General features: G+C 73.4%; 17 protein-coding genes. 5 read left to right on the top strand and 12 right to left on the bottom strand.

The features are described from left to right. Positions 1-45: 45 nt before the first annotated feature. A complete protein-coding gene (locus OEIGOIKO_RS30950) occupies positions 46-1,233 on the top strand; it encodes an SGNH/GDSL hydrolase family protein (RefSeq protein WP_218040021.1) in 1,188 nt (395 codons plus the stop codon). Positions 1,234-1,252: 19 nt separating this feature from the next. On the opposite strand, the gene OEIGOIKO_RS30945 is transcribed toward OEIGOIKO_RS30950, so the two are convergent. From OEIGOIKO_RS30945 to OEIGOIKO_RS30920, 6 genes are all read right to left on the bottom strand, one after another. Continuing rightward, positions 1,253-2,053, bottom strand: a complete 801-nt coding sequence (locus tag OEIGOIKO_RS30945) for an endonuclease/exonuclease/phosphatase family protein (RefSeq protein ID WP_371858984.1) — start codon at positions 2,051-2,053, stop codon at positions 1,253-1,255. Between the two features lie 6 nt (positions 2,054-2,059). Continuing rightward, on the bottom strand, positions 2,060-3,001 hold the full coding sequence (locus tag OEIGOIKO_RS30940; protein WP_125047537.1) for an ROK family glucokinase: 942 nt from the start codon (positions 2,999-3,001) through the stop codon (positions 2,060-2,062). 89 nt (positions 3,002-3,090) lie between these two features. Continuing rightward, the gene (locus OEIGOIKO_RS30935) at positions 3,091-3,639 is read right to left on the bottom strand and encodes a DUF5304 domain-containing protein (protein ID WP_125056798.1); all 549 of its coding nucleotides are present in this window, start codon (positions 3,637-3,639) and stop codon (positions 3,091-3,093) included. A 101-nt stretch (positions 3,640-3,740) separates the two neighbouring features. Then, positions 3,741-4,949 carry an ArsA family ATPase gene (locus tag OEIGOIKO_RS30930; protein ID WP_125056797.1) on the bottom strand — a complete coding sequence of 403 codons (1,209 nt, stop codon included), beginning with the start codon at positions 4,947-4,949 and terminating at the stop codon, positions 3,741-3,743. Between the two features lie 2 nt (positions 4,950-4,951). Next, positions 4,952-5,425 carry an SRPBCC family protein gene (locus OEIGOIKO_RS30925; RefSeq protein WP_125056796.1) on the bottom strand — a complete coding sequence of 158 codons (474 nt, stop codon included), beginning with the start codon at positions 5,423-5,425 and terminating at the stop codon, positions 4,952-4,954. A gap of 197 nt (positions 5,426-5,622) precedes the next feature. Beyond that, positions 5,623-6,399 (bottom strand): metallophosphoesterase family protein, encoded by a 777-nt coding sequence (locus tag OEIGOIKO_RS30920; RefSeq protein ID WP_125056795.1) that lies wholly within the window; start codon positions 6,397-6,399, stop codon positions 5,623-5,625. Positions 6,400-6,710: 311 nt separating this feature from the next. Here OEIGOIKO_RS30920 and OEIGOIKO_RS30915 point away from each other — a divergent pair, with 311 nt between their 5' ends. Continuing rightward, a complete protein-coding gene (locus tag OEIGOIKO_RS30915; RefSeq protein WP_125056794.1) occupies positions 6,711-8,507 on the top strand; it encodes an AMP-dependent synthetase/ligase in 1,797 nt (598 codons plus the stop codon). A 63-nt stretch (positions 8,508-8,570) separates the two neighbouring features. Here the strand turns inward: OEIGOIKO_RS30915 and OEIGOIKO_RS30910 are convergent, their stop codons facing one another. Beyond that, entirely contained in the window at positions 8,571-9,713 is a 1,143-nt protein-coding gene (locus OEIGOIKO_RS30910) for a glycosyltransferase family 4 protein (protein WP_125056793.1), read from the bottom strand. A gap of 187 nt (positions 9,714-9,900) precedes the next feature. On the opposite strand from OEIGOIKO_RS30910, the gene OEIGOIKO_RS30905 reads away from it, so the two are divergent. Further along, the gene (locus OEIGOIKO_RS30905) at positions 9,901-11,160 is read left to right on the top strand and encodes a glycosyltransferase 87 family protein (RefSeq protein ID WP_125056792.1); all 1,260 of its coding nucleotides are present in this window, start codon (positions 9,901-9,903) and stop codon (positions 11,158-11,160) included. Here the strand turns inward: OEIGOIKO_RS30905 and OEIGOIKO_RS30900 are convergent. From OEIGOIKO_RS30900 to OEIGOIKO_RS30880, 5 genes are all read right to left on the bottom strand, one after another. Continuing rightward, the gene (locus tag OEIGOIKO_RS30900) at positions 11,117-12,394 is read right to left on the bottom strand and encodes a hypothetical protein (RefSeq protein ID WP_125056791.1); all 1,278 of its coding nucleotides are present in this window, start codon (positions 12,392-12,394) and stop codon (positions 11,117-11,119) included. The two genes, OEIGOIKO_RS30905 and OEIGOIKO_RS30900, sit on opposite strands and share 44 nt — an antisense overlap. 40 nt (positions 12,395-12,434) lie before the next feature. After that, the gene (locus OEIGOIKO_RS30895) at positions 12,435-13,463 is read right to left on the bottom strand and encodes a C40 family peptidase (protein ID WP_125056790.1); all 1,029 of its coding nucleotides are present in this window, start codon (positions 13,461-13,463) and stop codon (positions 12,435-12,437) included. A 264-nt stretch (positions 13,464-13,727) separates the two neighbouring features. Then, the gene (locus tag OEIGOIKO_RS30890; RefSeq protein WP_125056789.1) at positions 13,728-14,777 is read right to left on the bottom strand and encodes a C40 family peptidase; all 1,050 of its coding nucleotides are present in this window, start codon (positions 14,775-14,777) and stop codon (positions 13,728-13,730) included. 418 nt (positions 14,778-15,195) lie between these two features. After that, positions 15,196-16,572 (bottom strand): NYN domain-containing protein, encoded by a 1,377-nt coding sequence (locus OEIGOIKO_RS30885; protein WP_170251925.1) that lies wholly within the window; start codon positions 16,570-16,572, stop codon positions 15,196-15,198. Positions 16,573-16,603: 31 nt separating this feature from the next. Then, positions 16,604-16,843, bottom strand: a complete 240-nt coding sequence (locus OEIGOIKO_RS30880; RefSeq protein WP_030020858.1) for a hypothetical protein — start codon at positions 16,841-16,843, stop codon at positions 16,604-16,606. Positions 16,844-17,215: 372 nt separating this feature from the next. On the opposite strand from OEIGOIKO_RS30880, the gene OEIGOIKO_RS30875 reads away from it, so the two are divergent. Both OEIGOIKO_RS30875 and OEIGOIKO_RS30870 read left to right on the top strand, forming a co-directional pair. Further along, positions 17,216-18,001 carry a rhomboid family intramembrane serine protease gene (locus OEIGOIKO_RS30875; RefSeq protein WP_174857247.1) on the top strand — a complete coding sequence of 262 codons (786 nt, stop codon included), beginning with the start codon at positions 17,216-17,218 and terminating at the stop codon, positions 17,999-18,001. Beyond that, complete coding sequence (locus tag OEIGOIKO_RS30870) at positions 17,998-18,279, top strand: Lrp/AsnC ligand binding domain-containing protein (protein WP_030020856.1); 282 nt, start codon at positions 17,998-18,000, stop codon at positions 18,277-18,279. The genes OEIGOIKO_RS30875 and OEIGOIKO_RS30870 overlap by 4 nt, the downstream gene beginning before the upstream one ends. The last annotated feature ends 39 nt before the right edge of the window (positions 18,280-18,318 follow it).

Raw genomic sequence — 18,318 nt, 5'->3', positions numbered from 1 at the left:
CGCCGTCGGGGCCGGGTGGCGGCGGCCGCCGCGACGGCCGCCGCGGTGACGGGCCTGCTGGCCACCGTGCCGGCCGCTGCCAGTCCGCCGCAGCGGCAGGCTCCCGGTCCCGGCGCGGTGGTCTCGCTCGGCGACTCCTACATCTCCGGCGAGGCCGGGCGCTGGGCCGGCAACACCGACGCCAACCCGGCCAACTTCCCCCGCGTCGACGCGCTCGGCCCGACCGCGTACTTCGACAACGCGAACCGCACCGCCGAGCGCATCCCCAAGTGCCACCGCTCCCGCTCCGCCGAGATCCACCTCGGGCTGCCCGGCACCGCGAGCGAGAACCTGGCCTGCTCCGGCGCCCGTACCGACTCCTTCCGGTCCTCGAAGGGCGTCGCGAAGCCGGGCCTGGACTTCTCGGACGCGGCGGGCGTGCCGGGGCAGGCCAGGCAGCTGGAGGAGTACGCCCGCGACCACCCGGTGCGGATGGTCGCCGTCTCGGTCGGCGGCAACGACTTCGGCTTCGGCGACGTGATCACGTCCTGCGTCCTGGCGTACCTGAGCCCGCTGCCCAAGTCGTGCAGCCAGGACGCGGCCAACCGCGCCAGATTCACCGACCGGGCCGTGGAGCAGCGGGCGGACGACATCGCGGGCGGGCTGCGCAACGTCAAGCAGGCGATGCTGCGGGCCGGGCACGACACCGACGAGTACGACGTGATCGTGCAGAACTACCCGGCGCCCATCCCGCACGGCCGCGACTTCCGCTACCCGGCGGCGCTGGGCGCGCGCCAGACCCTGGGCGGCTGCGCGTTCAACGACCGGGACGCCGACTGGGCGGTGGACAGTGTGCTGCCGGCCGTCGGCCGGGCCGTGGAGCGGGGCATCGACAAGAGCGGCCTGGACAACGTCCGCTTCCTCGACGTCACGCACGCCTTCGACGGGCACCGGCTGTGCGAGCGCGGCGTCGGGCTGGTCGAGCCGGTGCGCGGCACGGTGAGCCGGTGGACCGACCCGGGGGCGTCCGACAAGACCGAGTGGATCAGCTGGGTGCGGACGGTCACCGCGGTGCTGCCGCCGTTCCAGGTGCAGGAGGCGCTGCACCCGAACCACTGGGGTCAGCTCGCCCTGCGGAACTGCCTGCGGCAGGCGTACACCGCGCTGGACCAGGCTCCCAGGAACCGTCTGACCTGCACCGGCGGCGGCACCGGACGCAACGGGCGCGGCGAACCGAGGATGCGGCTGTCCTGAGCACCGCCGGGTCCGGGCCCTACGCGGTGGTCGGCACCCGTAGTGCCGCCAGCACCGGCAGATGGTCCGTGGCGGCGAGCAGATCGCCGTGGCCCAGGCCCGGCAGATCGCGCGGTACGCCGCAGCCCAGCACCTCGACGCCGTCGGTCGTGAAGACGGCGTCGATGCGCTGGTGCGGGTCGTGAGGCGTGGAGGTGTATTCGCCGCCCCACGGCGCCGCCGCCCAGGCGTCGGTGAGCGAGCCCGCCAGCCGCCGGAAGGCGCGCCCGTCCGGCCGGTCGTTGAGGTCACCGGCCGCGACGGCGTACGGGGTGTCCAGCGCGCGCAGCCGCTCCAGCAGCAGGCCCGCCTGGGCGTACCGCTCGTCGGCCTGAAGGCTGAGATGACAGCTCAGCAGGCCGATCCGCGCGCCCCCGATGCGTACCACCGCGGTCGCGAAACCGCGCTGGTGCAGGCCGGGGGTGCGGGGCAGCAGGACGTCCTCGGTGCGCTCCACATGGGCGCGCAGCGAGGACAGGATCATCGGGCCGGCGGCGGTGGCACCGCCCGTCACGTACACCAGGTCCGTCGCCCGGCACAGCTTCGCCACGCTCTTGCGCCAGCGGAAGAACCGCGGCGCCTCCTGCACGAACACGACGTCCGGGGCGCAGGCCCGGATCACCCGGGCCAGCGCCGCACGGTCGTCGCGCAGCGAGCGGACGTTGTAGCTGAGCACACGGAGCACGGCCGGACCGCTCCGCCTCGCTCCGCCTCCGCTCGATGCGAAGTCCCCGGAAGCGGCGCCCGGCTCGGTACGGGATGCGGGCAGCTCGGCCGGCACCGCGGGTCAGCCCTGGCGTGCCAGGTCGGCGGCGCCGACCAGTCCGGCCTTGCCGCCGAGCTGGGCGGCGAGCACCTGGGCGTGCGGCCGCCACTGGTTGCCCACCAGCCAGCGGCGGAAGGACTTGCGGATCGGGTCGAGGACCAGTTCGCCCTCGTCCGAGACGCCGCCGCCGACGATGAAGGCGGACGGGTCGAAGAGCGAGGCCAGGTCGGCCAGGCCCGCGCCGGCCCAGCGGGCCAGTTCGCGGAAGGAGTCGACGGCGACCGGGTCGCCCTGGCGGGCGGCCTCGCTGATGTGCCGGCCCTCGATGCCCTCGGAGGTGCCGTCGCCCATGGAGAGCAGCACCTCGGCGTTCTCGGGGGTGGCGAAGGCGCGCTGGCGGGCGTAGCGCAGCAGGGCACGCCCGGAGGCGTACTGCTCCCAGCAGCCCTGGCTGCCGCAGCCGCACAGCAGGCCGTCCGGTACGACGCGGATGTGGCCGAACTCGGCGGCGACGCCGAAGCGGCCGCGGCGCAGCTTGTTGCCGATGATGATGCCGCCGCCCAGGCCGGTGCCCAGGGTGATGCAGATGACGTCGCTGTGGCCCTGGCCGGCGCCGAAGCGGTACTCGCCCCAGGCCGCCGCGTTGGCGTCGTTCTCGACGACGACGGGCAGGCCGACGCGCTGTTCGACCTTGTCCTTCAGCGGCTCGTGGCGCCAGTCGATGTTGGGCGCGAACAGCACGGTGGCCCGCTTCTCGTCCACGTAACCGGCGGCGCCGATGCCGACGGCCTCGACCTGGTGGTCGGCGCCGACGGTGCGCACGGCGTCGGCGATGGCCTCCGTCAGCTCGTCGGTGGCCTGCGGGGTCGGCACCTTGCACGTTTCGAGGATCGTGCCCTCTTCGTCGACCACGCCGGCCGCGATCTTCGTGCCGCCGATGTCGACGCCGATGGTGAGTCCCATGTGTCCCTCAGTTTTTGGTCGTACCCCGCCGCGTACAACCGTACCGGAGTGCGGGGCCGGGCCCGTGCCCTACGGCCGCGAGGGGCGGGTCAGTCGAGATCGATCCGCTCGGTGCCGGCCGGGCCGTCGTCGTCCCGGCGGGCGCCCGGGTCGTCCCGCTTGTCGCGGGCGTCACGGGTGTCGTCACCGTCGCGGCCGGCGCCCGGCCCGGCGGCCTCCCGCGGGTCGGCCTGCGCGGCCTCGTCGGCGGCCTGGCGGGTCCAGCGGCGCTCGCTGCTCTCGACGGCCGAGCGGTAGGCGGCCAGCAGCTCGGACCCGGCGGCGGCGAGGTGGTCGAAGACGTCCGGGTTGCGTTCGACGACCGGCTCGACGACGGCCTTGGCCTGCCGGAAGAGCTGCTGCACGGCGCCCTGGGCGGCCATGCCGGCGAGCGCGCCCGGCAGCTGGATGCCGGCGAGCTTGTCGGTGACGGCCTCCGCGAGGCGGCGCAGCTCCTCGGCGGCGCTGCCCGGCGGCGGGCCGTACTGCGCGCGGCGGCGGGCCTTCTCGGCCGCCAGGTCCTCGGCGCAGGCCGTTTCCCAGGCATCGGCGTCGAACCGGTCCGTGCGGTCGGCGGGGCGCTCGGTGGCATCGCTCATGGCGGACTCACTCCTGCGGCGAGGCGGATCTGGACCCGCGTGGGCGGCGGGTGCGCGGCGGTGCTGCTTCTCCCGACGTTACCCGAACGGCGGTGTGCCGTTCAGTGACCGCGGGGCCAGAGATCGGGGTCGGGGGTGAAGCGGATGTGCAGCGCGCCGTCGCGCAGCCCGGCGCCGGAGACCGAACAGCGGCGCAGGGCGGAGGGCAGGGTGCGTATCCGCCGGTAGCGGCCGGCGGTGACGACGACCTCGTCGCCACGCCGCAGCAGGCCGAGTCCGTCGCGTTCGGCGCCCGGCAGCGGCACCCGCCACACCAGGATGCCGTCCGTGGCGAGCCGGTCCTCCACGGTCCAGGTGTCGTCGGCCCCGCCGGGCGCGGCCGGTTCCCCGACCGTGCCGCGGAGCAGCTCGTCCAGTTCCTCGGTGCCCTCGGGGTCGCGGCCCAGGTGCGGCACCTCGACGACCGGCGCTTCGGGGAACTCCTCGCGCAGCGCCTTGAGCGCGCTCTGCTGCTGTCCGGAGAGCGCGGCCAGGAACGGGTCGGCCGATCCGGTGGGCAGCAGCCGGTTGGCGACGACGGCGTCGGTGCGGTGCCCGTACAGGGCGAGGCCCGAGCGCACCTCCCGCATGTCCGCGACGGCGGCCGGTCCCGCCTCGGTGACGATCCGGACGGTCGTGCCCGGATGGTCGATGATCCGTTGTACGGCGGCGAGTTCGTGCTCCCAGCGCTCCGCGGCCTCGTACAGCTTCTGGGTGGGCATCTGCACGCCCGCCAGCTGGGCCAGCACCGGCCGCAGCGCGCGGGCGGCCTGGCGTTCGGGCGGCAGCAGGCGGCGGAGGTAGCGGCGGGCCTGTTCGGGCAGGGCGAGCAGGGCGACGGTGTCGGCGGCGGGCGGCATGTCGACGACGACCGTCTGCGGGCCGTCGGGCCCGTCGGCCGCTTCGTGGGCCGCGCGCAGCTCGTGAAGCAGCGCGAACGCCTCCGCGCCGGGCAGTTCGGTCAGTTCGTCCTCGTCCAGGGGCGCGGCGCCCAGCAGGTCGAGGGCGGCGCCCGCGCGCTCCTGGAAGGCGAGCGCCTCCCGACGGAAGTGGTCGCCGGCGTCGACGCACCGGGCGTGCAGGCCGGGGACGACGGGCACCGGGCCGTCGCCGGGGCGGCCGAGGCGGGTGCCCAGGACGCGTTCCGCCGCGCCGCCGCGGGCGGTGAGCAGCAGGACGCGCTCACCGCGCCGGGCACCGGCCAGTGCGGTGGCGGCGGCGAGGGTGGTACGGCCGGCGCCGCCGGGGCCGGTGACGAGGACGGTACGCATGGTCAGAGGCTCTTGGCCTCGCCGGAGGGGGCCGCAGGGCCGCTCTCGACGCGCTTCTTCAGCCCGTCCAGCGCGCGGTCGATGATGACCTTCTCCGCCTTGCGCTTGATCATGCCGAGCATCGGGATCTTGACGTCCACGGTGAGCTGATACGTCACTTCGGTCTGCGCGCCGCCGGCCAGCGGGACCAGCCGGTAGGAGCCGTCGAGGGTCCGCAGCATCTGGGACTTCACCAGCGACCAGCTGACCTCGTGGTCGCTGATCCAGGTGTAGGCGAGGGTGTGGTCGTCCTTGATCGCGCCGGCGTCCAACAGCAGGCGGACCTGCTCGGCACGGCCCTGGTCGTCCTTGCTGAGGATCTCGGCTTCCTTGACCTCGCCGGTCCAGTCCGGATAGCGGTCGAAGTCGGCGATCACTCCCATCACCTCGGCGGGTGCCGCCTCGATCGTGATGCTAGAGCTGGTGTGTTCGGCCATCGCCGTGACTCCTCCATGCCGATTCGTGCCGGTCCGCCAGACGCGTATCCCTGCTGCTGAAGGCTACCGCGCGGCGAAAGCGCGCCGGACCGGCGTCCCGGCCGATCCGGTCGGCCCCGGAGGAGGCCCCCGGTCGGGCCTTCCGGAGAGGTCCCGCAAGGCCCGGTGAAAGTCCCCGGGCAGACCCCGGAAGGCCGTCACCACTCCAGGACGTACGGCGCTCCCGTCGCGTTGAAGTGCCCCACGTTGACGCACTCGGTGGCGCCGACGCGTACCCGCCGGACCAGCGGCTGATGCACATGGCCGAAGAGCGCGTAGCGGGGCCGGGTCCGGCGGATCGCGTCCAGGAGGGCGGCACTGCCGCGTTCGAAGCGGCGGGCGACGACGTCGTAGCAGAGCTCCGGCACGTCCGGCGGGATGTGCGTGCACAGCACGTCCACCTCGCCGACGGCCTCGACCTTGGCGGCGTACTCCTCGTCGCTGATCTCGTACGGGGTGCGCATGGGCGTCGTCAGGCCGCCACCGACGAAGCCGAAGACCCGGCCGCCGATCTCCACCCGCTCGCCGTCCAGGACGGTGGTGCCGGGTGCGGCGTACTCGGGCCACAGGTGGGGGAGGTCGACGTTGCCGTACGTGGCGTACGTCGGCTCGGGGAAGGCGGCGAACAGTTCGGCGTACTGCCGGCGGACGGCTTCCTCGATCACCGCCATCCGGCCGCCGCCCTCGCGCTCGATGTCGCCCCACAGGCGGCGGCCCAGCGCGCGGGCCTCCTCGAAGCGGCGGGCGGTGCGCAGCTCGACCAGCTTGTGGGCGTTCTCGGTGCCGAAGAGGTCGGGGAAAATGCCGCGGGAGTGGTCGGCGTAGTCGAGGAAGAGCACCAGGTCGCCCAGGCAGACCAGGGCGTCGGCCCCGTCGCCCGCCGTGGCGAGGTCCCGCCCGTTGCCGTGTACATCGCTGACCACATGGACTCGCATGCCGGTCACCCTAGATCGAAAGGCGGACGGCCGGGAGGGGGGCTGGAGGCGCCGCCGGGAGAGGGGTCCGACCTGCGGTTACTTCCGGGTCACCGAAAGCCTGGTCTAGTCTGCGCGAAGCAGTCCCAAGGCGTGTCCGGACGCGTGTCACGCAGCGTGTGACGCATCGAACATCTGGGCGTAACCCCCTATCCCAAAAGCAATACCGGTGGGTAACGTCCGGGCAGTCCACCACCCCCCCTGCCTGATCATGGACCGCAGCCGGCCAGCACACAGCGTCGTGACGCCGGCGCCATAGAGGAGCAGCAGTCTTGCGCGAGTTCAGCCTTCCGGCCCTGTACGAGGTCCCCGCGGACGGCAACCTGACGGATCTGATCCGCCGCAATGCCGCGCAGCACCCCGATGTCGCCGTCATGGGCCGCAAGGTCGACGGCCGGTGGCAGGACGTGACGGCCGCCGTCTTCCTCGCCGAGGTACGGGCCGCTGCCAAGGGCCTGATGGCCGCCGGCATCCGGCCCGGCGACCGGATCGGCCTGATGTCGCGCACCCGGTACGAGTGGACCCTGCTGGACTTCGCGATCTGGAGCGCGGGCGCGGTCACCGTCCCGGTCTACGAGACCAGCTCCGCCGAACAGGTGCAGTGGATCCTCGGCGACTCCGGCGCGGTGGCCTGCGTGGTCGAGTCCCCGGCGCAGGAGGCCGCCGTCGAGTCCGTACGGGACCGGCTGCCCGCGCTGGAGAACATCTGGCAGATCGAGCGGGACGCGATCGCCCGGCTGCGCGCGGCCGGCGCCGGCGTCAGCGACGCGGAGGTGGACGAGCGCAGCGCCCTCGCCGACGCCGACTCGCCCGCCACCATCGTGTACACCTCCGGCACCACCGGCCGGCCCAAGGGCTGTGTGCTCACCCACCGCAGCTTCTTCGCCGAGTGCGGCAACGTCGTCGAGCGCCTCAAACCCCTCTTCCGCACCGGCCACTCCTCGGTGCTGCTCTTCCTGCCGGTGGCCCATGTCTTCGGACGGCTGGTGCAGGTGGCCTCGGTCATGGCCCCCATCAAGCTCGGCCACGCCCCCGACATCAAGAACCTCACCGACGACCTCGCCTCGTTCCGCCCGACGCTGATCCTCGGCGTTCCCCGGGTCTTCGAGAAGGTCTACAACTCGGCGCGGGCCAAGGCGCAGTCCGAGGGCAAGGGCAAGATCTTCGACCGGGCCGCCGAGACGGCCATCGCCTACAGCCGCGCGCTCGACACCCAGGCCGGGCCCGCCTTCGGCCTGCGGCTCAAGCACAAGCTCTTCGACAAGCTGGTCTTCGGCAAGCTGCGCGCCGTGCTCGGCGGCCGGGCCACCCACGCCATCTCCGGCGGCGCGCCGCTGGGCGAGCGCCTGGGCCACTTCTACCGGGGCATCGGCTTCACCGCCCTGGAGGGCTACGGCCTGACGGAGTCCTGCGCGGCCACCGCCTTCAACCCGTGGGACCGCCAGAAGATCGGTACGGTCGGCCAGCCGCTGCCCGGCTCGGTGGTGCGCATCGCCGACGACGGCGAGGTGCTGCTGCACGGCGAGCACCTGTTCACCGAGTACTGGAACAACGAGTCGGCGACCAAGGAAGCGCTCTCCGACGGCTGGTTCCACACCGGCGACATCGGCACCCTCGACGAGGACGGCTACCTCGCGATCACCGGCCGCAAGAAGGAGATCCTGGTGACGGCGGGCGGCAAGAACGTCGCCCCGGCCGTCATCGAGGACCGCATCCGCGCGCACGCGCTGATCGCCGAGTGCATGGTCGTCGGCGACGGCCGCCCCTTCGTCGGCGCGCTGGTCACCCTCGACGAGGAGTTCCTGCCGCGCTGGGCGGCGGAGCACGGCCGCCCGGCCGGGCAGAGCGTCACCGAGCTGAGCAAGGACCCGGAGCTGCTGGCCGCGGTGCAGCGGGCGGTGGACGACGGCAACGCGGCCGTCTCCAAGGCCGAGTCGGTACGCAAGTTCCGCATCCTGCCGACGCAGTTCACCGAGGAGTCCGGGCACGTGACGCCGTCGCTGAAGCTCAAGCGCAACGTGGTGGCGAAGGACTTCGCCGAGGAGATCGAGGCGATCTACCGCGCGTAGCGCCTCGGAGCCACGGGCGCCGGGCGGCTGGTTCTCCAGCCCGCCCGGCGTCCGCGCGTCCGGCTACAGCAGCTCCTTGAGCCGCTCCGCCAGCAGGTCCCAGCGCCACTTCTCCTCCACCCAGGCCCGGCCGCGCTCGCCCATGCGGCGGCGGGCGGCGGGGTCCTTCAGGAGCGCGACGACACGTTCGGCGGTGACCGTCGGGGAGCCGCCGGGGACGACGTACCCGGTCTCGCCGTCCAGCACGGCGTCCGGCGCGCCGCCGGAGTCCCCCGCCACGACCGGCAGTCCGGTGGCGGACGCCTCCAGGTAGACGATGCCCAGGCCCTCCACGTCCAGCCCGCCGCGCCGGGTGCGGCACGGCATCGCGAAGACGTCGCCCGCGCCGTAGTGGGCGGGCAGTTCCTCCCACGGCACGGCACCGGTGAAGCGCACCGCGTCGGCGACGCCCTTCTCCTGGGCGAGCGCGTGCAGCTGCTTCTCGTACGGGCCGCCGCCGACGATCAGCAGCACCGCGTCCGGCACGTCGGCCAGAATCCGCGGCATCGCCTCGATCAGGGTGTCCTGGCCCTTGCGCGGCACCAGCCGGGACACGCAGACGACGACCGGCCGCTCGGCGAGCCCGAGGCGGGCCCGTACCTCGTCACCGCCCGAACCGGGGTGAAAGGTCTTCTCGTCCACGCCCGGCGGCAGTTGGGTCATCCGCCCGGCGGCGGCCGGCGTCAGCGCGGCGGCGATGCGCGAGCGGGTGTACTCACCGAGATAGGTGATCGTGTCGGTGCCCTCGCCGATCCGCCGCAGCAGTTGACGGGAGGCGGGCAGCTGCGCCCAGCCCGCCTCGTGCCCGTGCGTGGTGGCCACGATCCGGCGCGCTCCCGCCCGGCGCAGCGCGGGCGCCATCAGGCCGAGCGGCGCCGCGGCGCCGAACCACACCGAGGAGCAGCCGTGCCGGCGCAGCAGCGCGGCGGCCGTCCGGGTCACCCGGGGCGTCGGCAGCAGCATGGTCGTCCGGTCACGTACGACCGGGAAGGGCTGCTCGGCGTCGAAGCGGGCGGTGGCCTCGATGCCCTCCTTGCTCCGCTTCCAGGTGGAGGCATAGACCACGACCCGGTCCGGGTCCAGGCGCAGCGCCATGCTGTGCAGGAAGGCCTGGATGCCGCCGGGGCGGGGCGGGAAGTCGTTCGTGACGATCAGCGTCTTGTCCATTGCCCTGGCACAGTACCGGGTCGCCGGACACGACCGGCGGGGCCGCCCCGGCACGCGCGTGGCTCGTCCACGGTCGTGACACGGCCCCGCCCAACGGGACAGAGTAGGACAGACGCAGGCAGACGCAGGCAGACGCAGGCAGACGCAGTCGGGTGCGGACGGCGGCGGACGACGGGACGAGGTGGCGATGGGCGAGGCCGGCAGCCGGCAGCCGAAGGACCCGGTGCGCGCGCTGGGCCCGCCGGTGGCGGTCTGGGCCGCGACCCGGGCGGTCCTGCTGCTGTGTGTGTTCAAGGTGCTGGTGCTGCCCGGCCCGGACGTCACCAGCGACATCTCGGGGATCTACGCCGGCTGGTCCGAGGTCCTGAAGTCCGGCGCGTTCCCGCAGGACGACGTGGCCTGGCAGTACCCGCCGGCCGCCGCGCTCGCCGTCCTCTCCCCCGGACTGCTGCCCTTCCTGGACTACGCCTCGGCGTTCTTCCTCCTGGCGTGTGCCGCCGACGCGGTCACCTTCGCGCTGCTCCTGTACGCCGGCCGGCGGCCGGGCAAACGTCTCACCGGTGCCTGGGTCTGGGCCGCGGGGGTCGCCCTGCTCGGCCCGACCGCGTACGCCCGGTACGACCTGATGGTCACCGCCGTGGCCGTCGCCGCGCTCTTCGCCGCCGCCCGGCGCCCGCGTGTCTCCGGCGCCCTGATCGCCTTCGGCACGCTGCTGAAGGTCTGGCCGGTGCTGCTGCTGACCGGTGCTCCCCTGCGAGGCCGCCGCGCGCGGCAGTTGTGGGGCGCGGCGGCCGTCGGCGCGCTGGCGGTCATCGCGCTCTGCGCCGCCTGGGCTCCTGGCGGACTGGCTTTCCTCACCTTCCAGCGCGACCGGGGTACGGAGGTGGAGTCGCTCGGCGCGCTCGTCTTCCATCTCGCCCGGCAGTTCGGCTGGGACGGCGAGGTGCTGCTGCACTACGGCTCGGTGGAGTTCGTCGGCCCGTACGTGCCGCTGGTCAGTTCCCTGGCGCTGCTCCTGACCGTGGCGGCCTTCGGCTGGCTGCTGCTGTGGCGGCTGCGCGCGCGGCGGTTCACGTCCACCACCCTCGCCGACGCCGCCTTCACCGCCGTCCTGCTCTTCGTCACCACCAGCCGGGTGATCAGCCCGCAGTACATGATCTGGCTGGTCGGCGCGGCGGCCGTGTGCCTGACGCTGCGGGCGAGCCGGATGGGGCTGCCCGCCGCCCTGATCCTGCTCGCGACCGGCGCGACGCTGTGGGAGTTCCCCGTCCGGTTCGTGGACGTCGTGGCCAGTGAGGGGAGCGGCGTCGTCCTGCTGGCCGTGCGCAACGTCCTGCTCGTGGCCGCTTCACTGTCCGCCTGCCGCCGGCTGTGGCGCTCGACGGTCACCGGGCCGGGGCACGTCACCGCAGCTGCCGCACCACGTACGCCTGCCACCGCCGGGTGAACTCCGCCGGACTCAGGCCCAGTTCGTCGCGCATCGCCCGTCCGGCGCTCTCCGTGCCGCCCCGGCCCGCCGCCCGGTAGAACGCGCCGAGCCGCCGGTCGCCCCAGTCGTCGGCGATCATGCGGCAGGCCAGCCAGCCGCCCTCGTACGCGCGGGCCAGCTCGCGCGCGCCGCGGCTGAAGCGGAAGTCACCGTCGGCCGGGAGCCGGGACGGCGGGGAGCTCTTGGCCACGGCGTGCGCGAGTTCGGGGGCGACGGTGGCGGCCGGGTGGCTGCCGCCCCGGTAGGCGGCCCAGTCGGCGAAGCCCTCGGAGAGCCAGAGCGGGGTGGCGGAGGTGGTGGCCGTGCGCGTCGCGACGTGGGTGGCCTCGTGGGTCAGTACGGTCTGGCGCCCGGCGGCGGACAGTTCTTCGTACGCCTCCGGGTTGACGACGACCCGGTCGGCCGGCGCCGCCGGGGCCGCGCCCGACTCGCCGGTCGTGACCGCCGCTATGCCCCGGTAGCCGGAGGGGTCGTCGGCGTTCAGCAGCTCCGCCATCCCGTCCAGCGACTGCGGCGCCTCGACGACCACCCGCCCGGCCCACTTCCCGGTCCACGCCGCGCCGACGGCGGGCACCGCGTCGTCCGTACGGTCCGCCAGTTCGCGCAGGGCCGCTGTGCCGCGGCGGACACCGAGGACCAGGCTGTGCCGCCCCTTGACGACCTGGACCGGCCCCTGGTCCCACAGTTGGCGCGCGCCGCGCCGCCCGCTCCCGGCGCCGTCCGAGTCGGAGCTGATCAGCCACCGGCCGCCGCGGTCGGTGAGCGTCAGGTACTGCACGGAGGTGACCGGCGCGTCGTCGTACCCGGCCAGCCGGTAGCGCAGCCGTACCTCGGCGGCCACCCGGCGGCCCTCCGCCCCGACCACCGCCGGCAGGCCGAACGCGTCGGTCTTCACCAGCTCGTACGACCAGGCGCCCAGCGGCACCTGCGCGAGGTTGGCGAACACCGCCCGCTGCCGGTCACGGTACGCGGCCGCGTGCGGGTCGACCGAGGCGAGGAAGGCCCCGGCGTCCCGGTCGCGTACGGCCGCCGCGCGCCGGTCCAGCATCCGCTGGATGCCGGGCGGGGCGTCCTGTGCGCCCGCCGGGTCCCGGCAGCCCGCGAACAGCGGCAGCAGCGCCAGCGGCAGGGCCGCGCAGAGCGCCGTCCTGATCCGCCGGGCCGTCCGCCGCGTTGTCCGTCGCCCTGCCACGCGGTTGATCGTAAGCACCGCCCGCGGGTACGGACAGCGGTCAGGGTCGGGTTACGGACGAGATGGGCATCATGCCGACGGGGTCCGAGCGCACCCGGGCCCCCGGATACGGCGCGTGCACCACCTGCCCGTTGCCCACATACATACCGACATGACTGGCGTCGTCCCGGTAGATGACCAGGTCCCCGGGTCTGGCCTGACTGACCTGAACCTGCCGCCCCGCGCCGCGCTGGGCTTGCGAGGTGCGGGGGATGGAGACTCCGGCCCGCGCGTAGGCCCACTGCATCAGTCCGGAGCAGTCGAAGGCGGACGGGCCGGACCTCCCCCAGGCGTACGGCGCGCCGATCGCCCCGCGCACCGCCTGGACGGCGGCTCCGGCCCGGCCGGAGGCGGGGGACGGCCCGGACAGGTCGGGCAGCGACCGTCCGACTCCGCGGTTGGCCCGGTCGTAGGCGGCCCGGTCCGCGCCGGTCAGGGAGTTCAGCAGGCGCCGCGCCGAGGCCAGTTTGCCCTCGACGTCCTTCTTGTGGCGCACCACGTCCTGCCGGCTCGCCTCCAGGGCGGCCAGCTTCCCGGTCGCCTCCCGGCGCTCCTGCTCCAGGCCGCGCTGGGCACCCTGGAGTTCGCGCAGTTCGCCGGCCTGCCTGCCGTGGATGCGGTCCAGGGCGGCGGCCTTGTCGAGATAGTGCGCCGGGTCCTCGGACAGCAGCAGCTTCAGGGACGGGTCCAGGCCGCCGGAGCGGTACTGGGCGGAGGCGACGGCGCCGAGCCGGCCGCGCAGCCGGTTGACGTGTTCCTGGCCGCGGGCCACCCGGTCCTGGAGGGCCGCCACGTCGGCCCGCAGCCTGCGGGCCCGCTCGTTGGCCCCGTTGAACTGCTCGGTGGCCTTCTCGGCCTGCTCGTAGAGGGCGTCGACGCGCGAGGTGACCTCGGCGGGCGCCGGGGCCGGGACGGCGCTCGCCGCTCCCGCGGACAGCGCGGCGGCGGCGGTGACCGCGGCGGCGGACAGGACGGTGGCCCTGGTCGCACCGGCCAGGCCGGACTGTGAGACACGGCGGTGGGACGCCACGTGAGGCCGCACTCCCTTCCGTGCAGCCCCTGCCGCCCTGGACGGGCGGACGCGGACCGGCGGCTGCGAGGGCAGACAGTAACGGCGCCGGTGGCCCGCGGCCAAAGACCCGCAACACCCCCCACCGGTAGGGAAAAAGCCGCCCCGCCGGTGACTGCGCAGGTCACCGGCGGGGCGGGAAGTCAGCGGCGTACACCGCAATTCGCCCGATCGGGCGGCATGTCCGGCAGTGTCCCGCGAGCGCGGGACGCGGCCGAGGGGACGTCAGACGCGGACGCCGAACTGGAAGGGCATGTTGTTGATCGACTCGTAGCGCACGGACGCGCCCGGCTTCGGCGCGTGCAGCACCTGGCCGTTGCCCGCGTACAGGCCGATGTGGTGCAGGTCGCCGTAGAAGAGCACCAGGTCGCCCGGCTTGAGCGCGCTCTGCGAGCCGATCCGGGTACCGGCGTTGGCCTGCGCCTGCGAAGTGCGCGGCAGCGACTGGTCGGCCTGCGCGTACGCCCAGGAGGTCAGACCCGAGCAGTCGAAGGAGGAGGGGCCGGTGGCGCCCCACACGTAGGGCGAGCCGATCTTGGAGGCGGCGGCGGCCAGGGCGGCGGCGCCGCGCTGCGAGGCCGGCACGTCGTTGCCCAGGTCGGGACGCTCGTTGCCACGGCTCGAACGGCCCTGGCTCTGGCCCTGCTTCTTCTCCTCCTCCTTCCGCAGCTCTTCCTTCTCCTTGGCGGTCAGCGTGTTGAGGAGCTCCTGCGCCTTGGCGAGCTTGCCCTTGATCTCGTCCTTCTTGTCACCCAGCGCCTTGCGGGTGTCCGAGAGGTCCTTGATCTTGCCGGCGGCCTCCGCGCGCTCCTGCGCGAGCTGGCGCTGCTTGTCCGCGATGGTCTTCAGCTGCTCGGCCTGCTTGCCGCTCAGCTGGTCGAGGGTGGCGGCCTTGTCCAGGTAGGTGTCCGGGTCGCCGGAGAGGAACAGCTGCACGGAGGGGTCGATGCTGCCGCTGCGGTACTGGCCGGAGGCGACGGCGCCGAGGCCCTTGCGGAGCTCGTTCAGCTCGCCCTGGCCGCGGGCGACCTTGTCCTGGAGGGCGTCGACCTCCTTCTGGAGCTTCTCCTGGTCCTCCTTGGCCCCGTTGTACTTCTCGGTGGCCTGCTCCGCCTGCTCGTAGAGCTTGTCGACCTCGGACTTGACGTCTTCCTTCTTCGGCTTCGGGTCGGCGTGGGCGGCCTGGGACGAGAGGGCGACGGCCGCCGCTGCGGTCGCGGTGAGGACGGTCACGCGCGTGCGGCTCGGCTGCTTGGGTCGACGGTGGGACGCCACGGAGGCGAGCTCCTTCTTCCTTCAGCCGCCTACCGGGCGTGGGGGGTACGGGACCCCGGCTCCGCGCGTGAACACCGCGGACTCGGCGGTTCCTTCACTGTTCATCCCGGGTGGATGATCAACTGCATGAAGGGTTGAGGCCTGACCTTAGTAACCGAGTTGTGATCGCTTCAAATCCTCACCGGAAAAAACTGCTGGATGCTCCTCATCCTTTACCAACATCACACAGGCAGTAACGGTCACTTGACCCTCAGAGACGAACGTCAGGCATGAAACGCCTCGTTGATGGGTACACCTTTCCCTCCGCCCCGGGCGCCACGGCGACCACCGGCACCCCCTCGGGCACCCCGGCCAGACTGCCCCACGCCGCCCTTCGCGAAGCGCGTTCCGGACAAGTCGTACGGACGGAACGTACGACTCAAGTACGGGCAAGTCGCTTCAGCAGCAAGGCCGATGCGACCGGCCGCGCCCCCGCCTTGGCCACCCCGTCGGCCACCTCGCGGTCCGTGGAGACCACCACCACCGGACGGCCGGGCGGCTCGGCCCGTACGAGCTGGCGGATCAGCTCGTCCGCCGTCACACCCGGCTTGCTGAACAGGACCCTTACCCCGCGCGGCGGCGCGAGCAGCACCGGCGCGGCCAGCTCGGCACCGTCGAAGACACACGTCATCTCCGCGCCGGTCTGGGCGGCCAGCACCGCGAGGCCGCCCAGCAGCCGCAGCCGCTGCTTGTCCAACGGCATCGTGGGATAACCGGTCTTGGTGACGTTGTAACCGTCCACCACCAGATGGGCCTGTGGCAGCGCCAGCAGTTGGTCCAGCAGGGCGGGGTCGGTCTCCGACAGCGCGCGCGTGGCGATGTCCTTGGGCGTCATCTTGCCCGGGGCCACCGCGTCGACGGTGTCCGCCGGGTGGGTGTCGGCAGGCGGCAGCGCCAGCTCCCGGCGCAGCCCCTGGGCCGCGTCCAGGACGGTGTCCAGCAGCAGCCGCAGCCGCATGTCCTCGACACTGCGCCCCTCACGCGTGGCACGACGACTGGCCTCCAGCGACGCCTCGACCTCCGTGACACGGGCCTTCAGGCGGCGTGCCTCGCTGTCGGCCACGGTCTTCTCCTGCGCGGCGGCGGCCCGTACGGACTCCACCTCCGCAGCGGCCTTGCGTGCCGCCGCCTCGCCCCGCTTGACGTCGCTGAGCGCGCTGCGCAGCTTGCGCTGCAACGACTCGTTCTCCTTGCGCAGCGCGTCCAGGTCGCCCCGGGTGCGCTCGGCGTCGGCGCGGGCCTGCGCGCGGACCTGCGCCAGCTCCTCGCGCAGCGCGGCCAGCTCGCGTTCGGCCTCCTCGCCGGCCTGTTCCGCGCGGGCGCGCTGCGCCTCCTCGCCGGCCGCCGCGACCAGCTTGACCCAGCCCTCGGGGCGCAGCACATAGGCCGCCGCCGCGACATCGAGCGGGTCGGCGGCGGCGGGCGGGGTGCCGTTGTCCAGCGCTTCGGCCAGTTCCGGCTGGGCCTCGCGCAGCCGGCCCGCGATCCGTTGCCGGAAGACCGCGTCGTTCTCCAGCGCGGCCGCCATCGCGTTGCCCGCGAATTTGGCCCGGCGGCTGGGGGTGAACCGGGCGTACTGGCGCAGCGGCGGCGGTAGTTCGGCGACCGTCAGGCCGCCGAAGGACTCCGCGGTGAGCGCCACGACCCGGCGCCGCACGCCCTCGGGCAGGGGACGGTCGAGCACCTCGTCCGCCTCGGCCGCACCGGCCTCGGCTCCGTGCTCCGCCCCCGCAGGCCCTTCTGGACGCTCCACCACTGCTGCATCGCTCCGATCTCAGGCGCTCGACTCAGGCGCCGGCGCCCGGCCGGTCGACCAGCTCGATCTGGTCGACCGCGTTGCACCAGCGGCAGCGCACGGACTCGATGCTCTCACTGAGCACCTCGCGTTCCTCCACCTTCGGCTCCCCGGCGAGGTCGAGGTGGAGGTACTCCACGACCTCGGAGCGGCGGGTCACGTCGAAGCGCGTCAGGTTGCCGCACAGGGTGCAGCGCCACCGGGTCCCGTCCGTCGGCAGGGGAACAGCCATGGTGTCGTCCTCTTTCGTCGCGCTCGGGCGAGCGGGGCTCGTGCTGTCGTTCGGGGGCTTCCCGCGGTGCGCCGTCGGACTGCGGAAGTACGCGGGGTACTGACCGTCAGAGCCTGTGCCATCACCCCGGCCGGAACAGCGCACGGCGTCTGGTGCGTGCGATCGCAAGGCGCCGGAGTGCCCTCGTAGCGGAGCTACTAGGGCGCTTCGGCAACGCCGCGAGCGTGCGTGCCAGGCGACGGGCGCCCGGCCGGGGTGATGGCACAGGCTCTTACCCTACGGCCTGATGCCCTTACGGCGCGGCCCCGCCCGGGAGGCGGGACGCGGCGAGGCACTCTGTCCCGATTGCCCGTATTACGCCATGATCACTTCATGACGGCCCCGTTCCTGTCCCCCCGGACGCCCCGCGCCCGCTCGGTGCTGACCGTGTTCTCCCGCATGACGAACGTGCTGATCGCCCTGTGCTGTGTGGTCTTCGTCGTCGGGCCCGCCTCCGGCCTCAACGGCATATACGGCACCGGTGACGCCGTCGTCCAGGCGCAGACCGCGTACTTCGAACGCTGGGGCGTCATCCCCCGTGAACTGTGGAGCGGCTCGCCCGGACCGCTGCTCACCCCGCTGACCGCCCTGTTCGTGCACGGCAGCTGGCTGCACCTGCTGGGCAACGTCCTCTTCCTGTACGTCTTCGGCGGCATGGCCGAGGACCGCATGGGCCGGCTGCCGTTCACCCTCTTCTACCTCGTGACCGGCTACCTGGCCCTGATGGGCTACGCGGCCGCGCACGCCTCCTCGGGACAGACCCTGGTCGGCGCCTCCGGGGCGATCTCCGGGGTGCTGGGCGCGTTCCTCTACCTCTTCCCCAAGGCCCGGGTCACCAGCATCTACCCGTTCCTCTTCTTCCTGCCGCTGCGGTTCCCGGCGTGGATCGTGCTGCTGTTCTGGTTCGTCCTCCAGTGGATCGCCGCGCAGCGCGACCCCAGCACCCCGGGCGTGGCCTACCTGGCCCACGTCGTGGGCTTCGCGGTGGGCTTCCTGTACGCCTGGGTGCGCTACCGGCCGAGCCCCGCTCCGCCCGGGGAAACGGCCGCGGCCACCGGTAGGGTGGACTCCGCCGGAACGGCGAAGCAGCAGGCGGCCGAGGGAGAGAGCCAACCGTGATCACTTCGATCGTGCTCATCAAGACCAGCGTGGACCAGATCCCGGAGATCGCGGAGAAGATCGCCGCACTGGAGGGCGTCAGCGAGGTCTACTCGGTCACCGGTGCGCACGACCTGATCGCGCTGGTGCGGGTGGCCCGGCACGACGACCTGGCGGACGTCATCCCGGGCCGGATCAGCAAGGTGCCGGGCGTCGCCTCCACCGAGACGCACATCGCGTTCCGTACGTACTCCCAGCACGACCTGGAAGCGGCCTTCGCCATCGGCCTGGACGCCTGAGCGGAGCCCGCGCCGCGTACGGCGCCCGCTCCGCACACC

The sequence above is a fragment of the Streptomyces paromomycinus genome, assembly GCF_003865155.1.
GTDB lineage: Bacteria > Actinomycetota > Actinomycetes > Streptomycetales > Streptomycetaceae > Streptomyces > Streptomyces chrestomyceticus.
This window is presented reverse-complemented; position numbering and strand designations above follow the sequence as displayed.

Coding starts and splice junctions, on each gene's coding strand:
- OEIGOIKO_RS30905 (WP_125056792.1), top strand. CDS start 9,901: ATGGGCGAGGCCGGCAGCCGGCAGCCGAAGGACCCGGTGCGCGCGCTG.
- OEIGOIKO_RS30940 (WP_125047537.1), bottom strand. CDS start 3,001: ATGGGACTCACCATCGGCGTCGACATCGGCGGCACGAAGATCGCGGCC.
- OEIGOIKO_RS30875 (WP_174857247.1), top strand. CDS start 17,216: ATGACGGCCCCGTTCCTGTCCCCCCGGACGCCCCGCGCCCGCTCGGTG.
- OEIGOIKO_RS30925 (WP_125056796.1), bottom strand. CDS start 5,425: ATGGCCGAACACACCAGCTCTAGCATCACGATCGAGGCGGCACCCGCC.
- OEIGOIKO_RS30920 (WP_125056795.1), bottom strand. CDS start 6,399: ATGCGAGTCCATGTGGTCAGCGATGTACACGGCAACGGGCGGGACCTC.
- OEIGOIKO_RS30910 (WP_125056793.1), bottom strand. CDS start 9,713: ATGGACAAGACGCTGATCGTCACGAACGACTTCCCGCCCCGCCCCGGC.
- OEIGOIKO_RS30930 (WP_125056797.1), bottom strand. CDS start 4,949: ATGCGTACCGTCCTCGTCACCGGCCCCGGCGGCGCCGGCCGTACCACC.
- OEIGOIKO_RS30880 (WP_030020858.1), bottom strand. CDS start 16,843: ATGGCTGTTCCCCTGCCGACGGACGGGACCCGGTGGCGCTGCACCCTG.
- OEIGOIKO_RS30935 (WP_125056798.1), bottom strand. CDS start 3,639: ATGAGCGATGCCACCGAGCGCCCCGCCGACCGCACGGACCGGTTCGAC.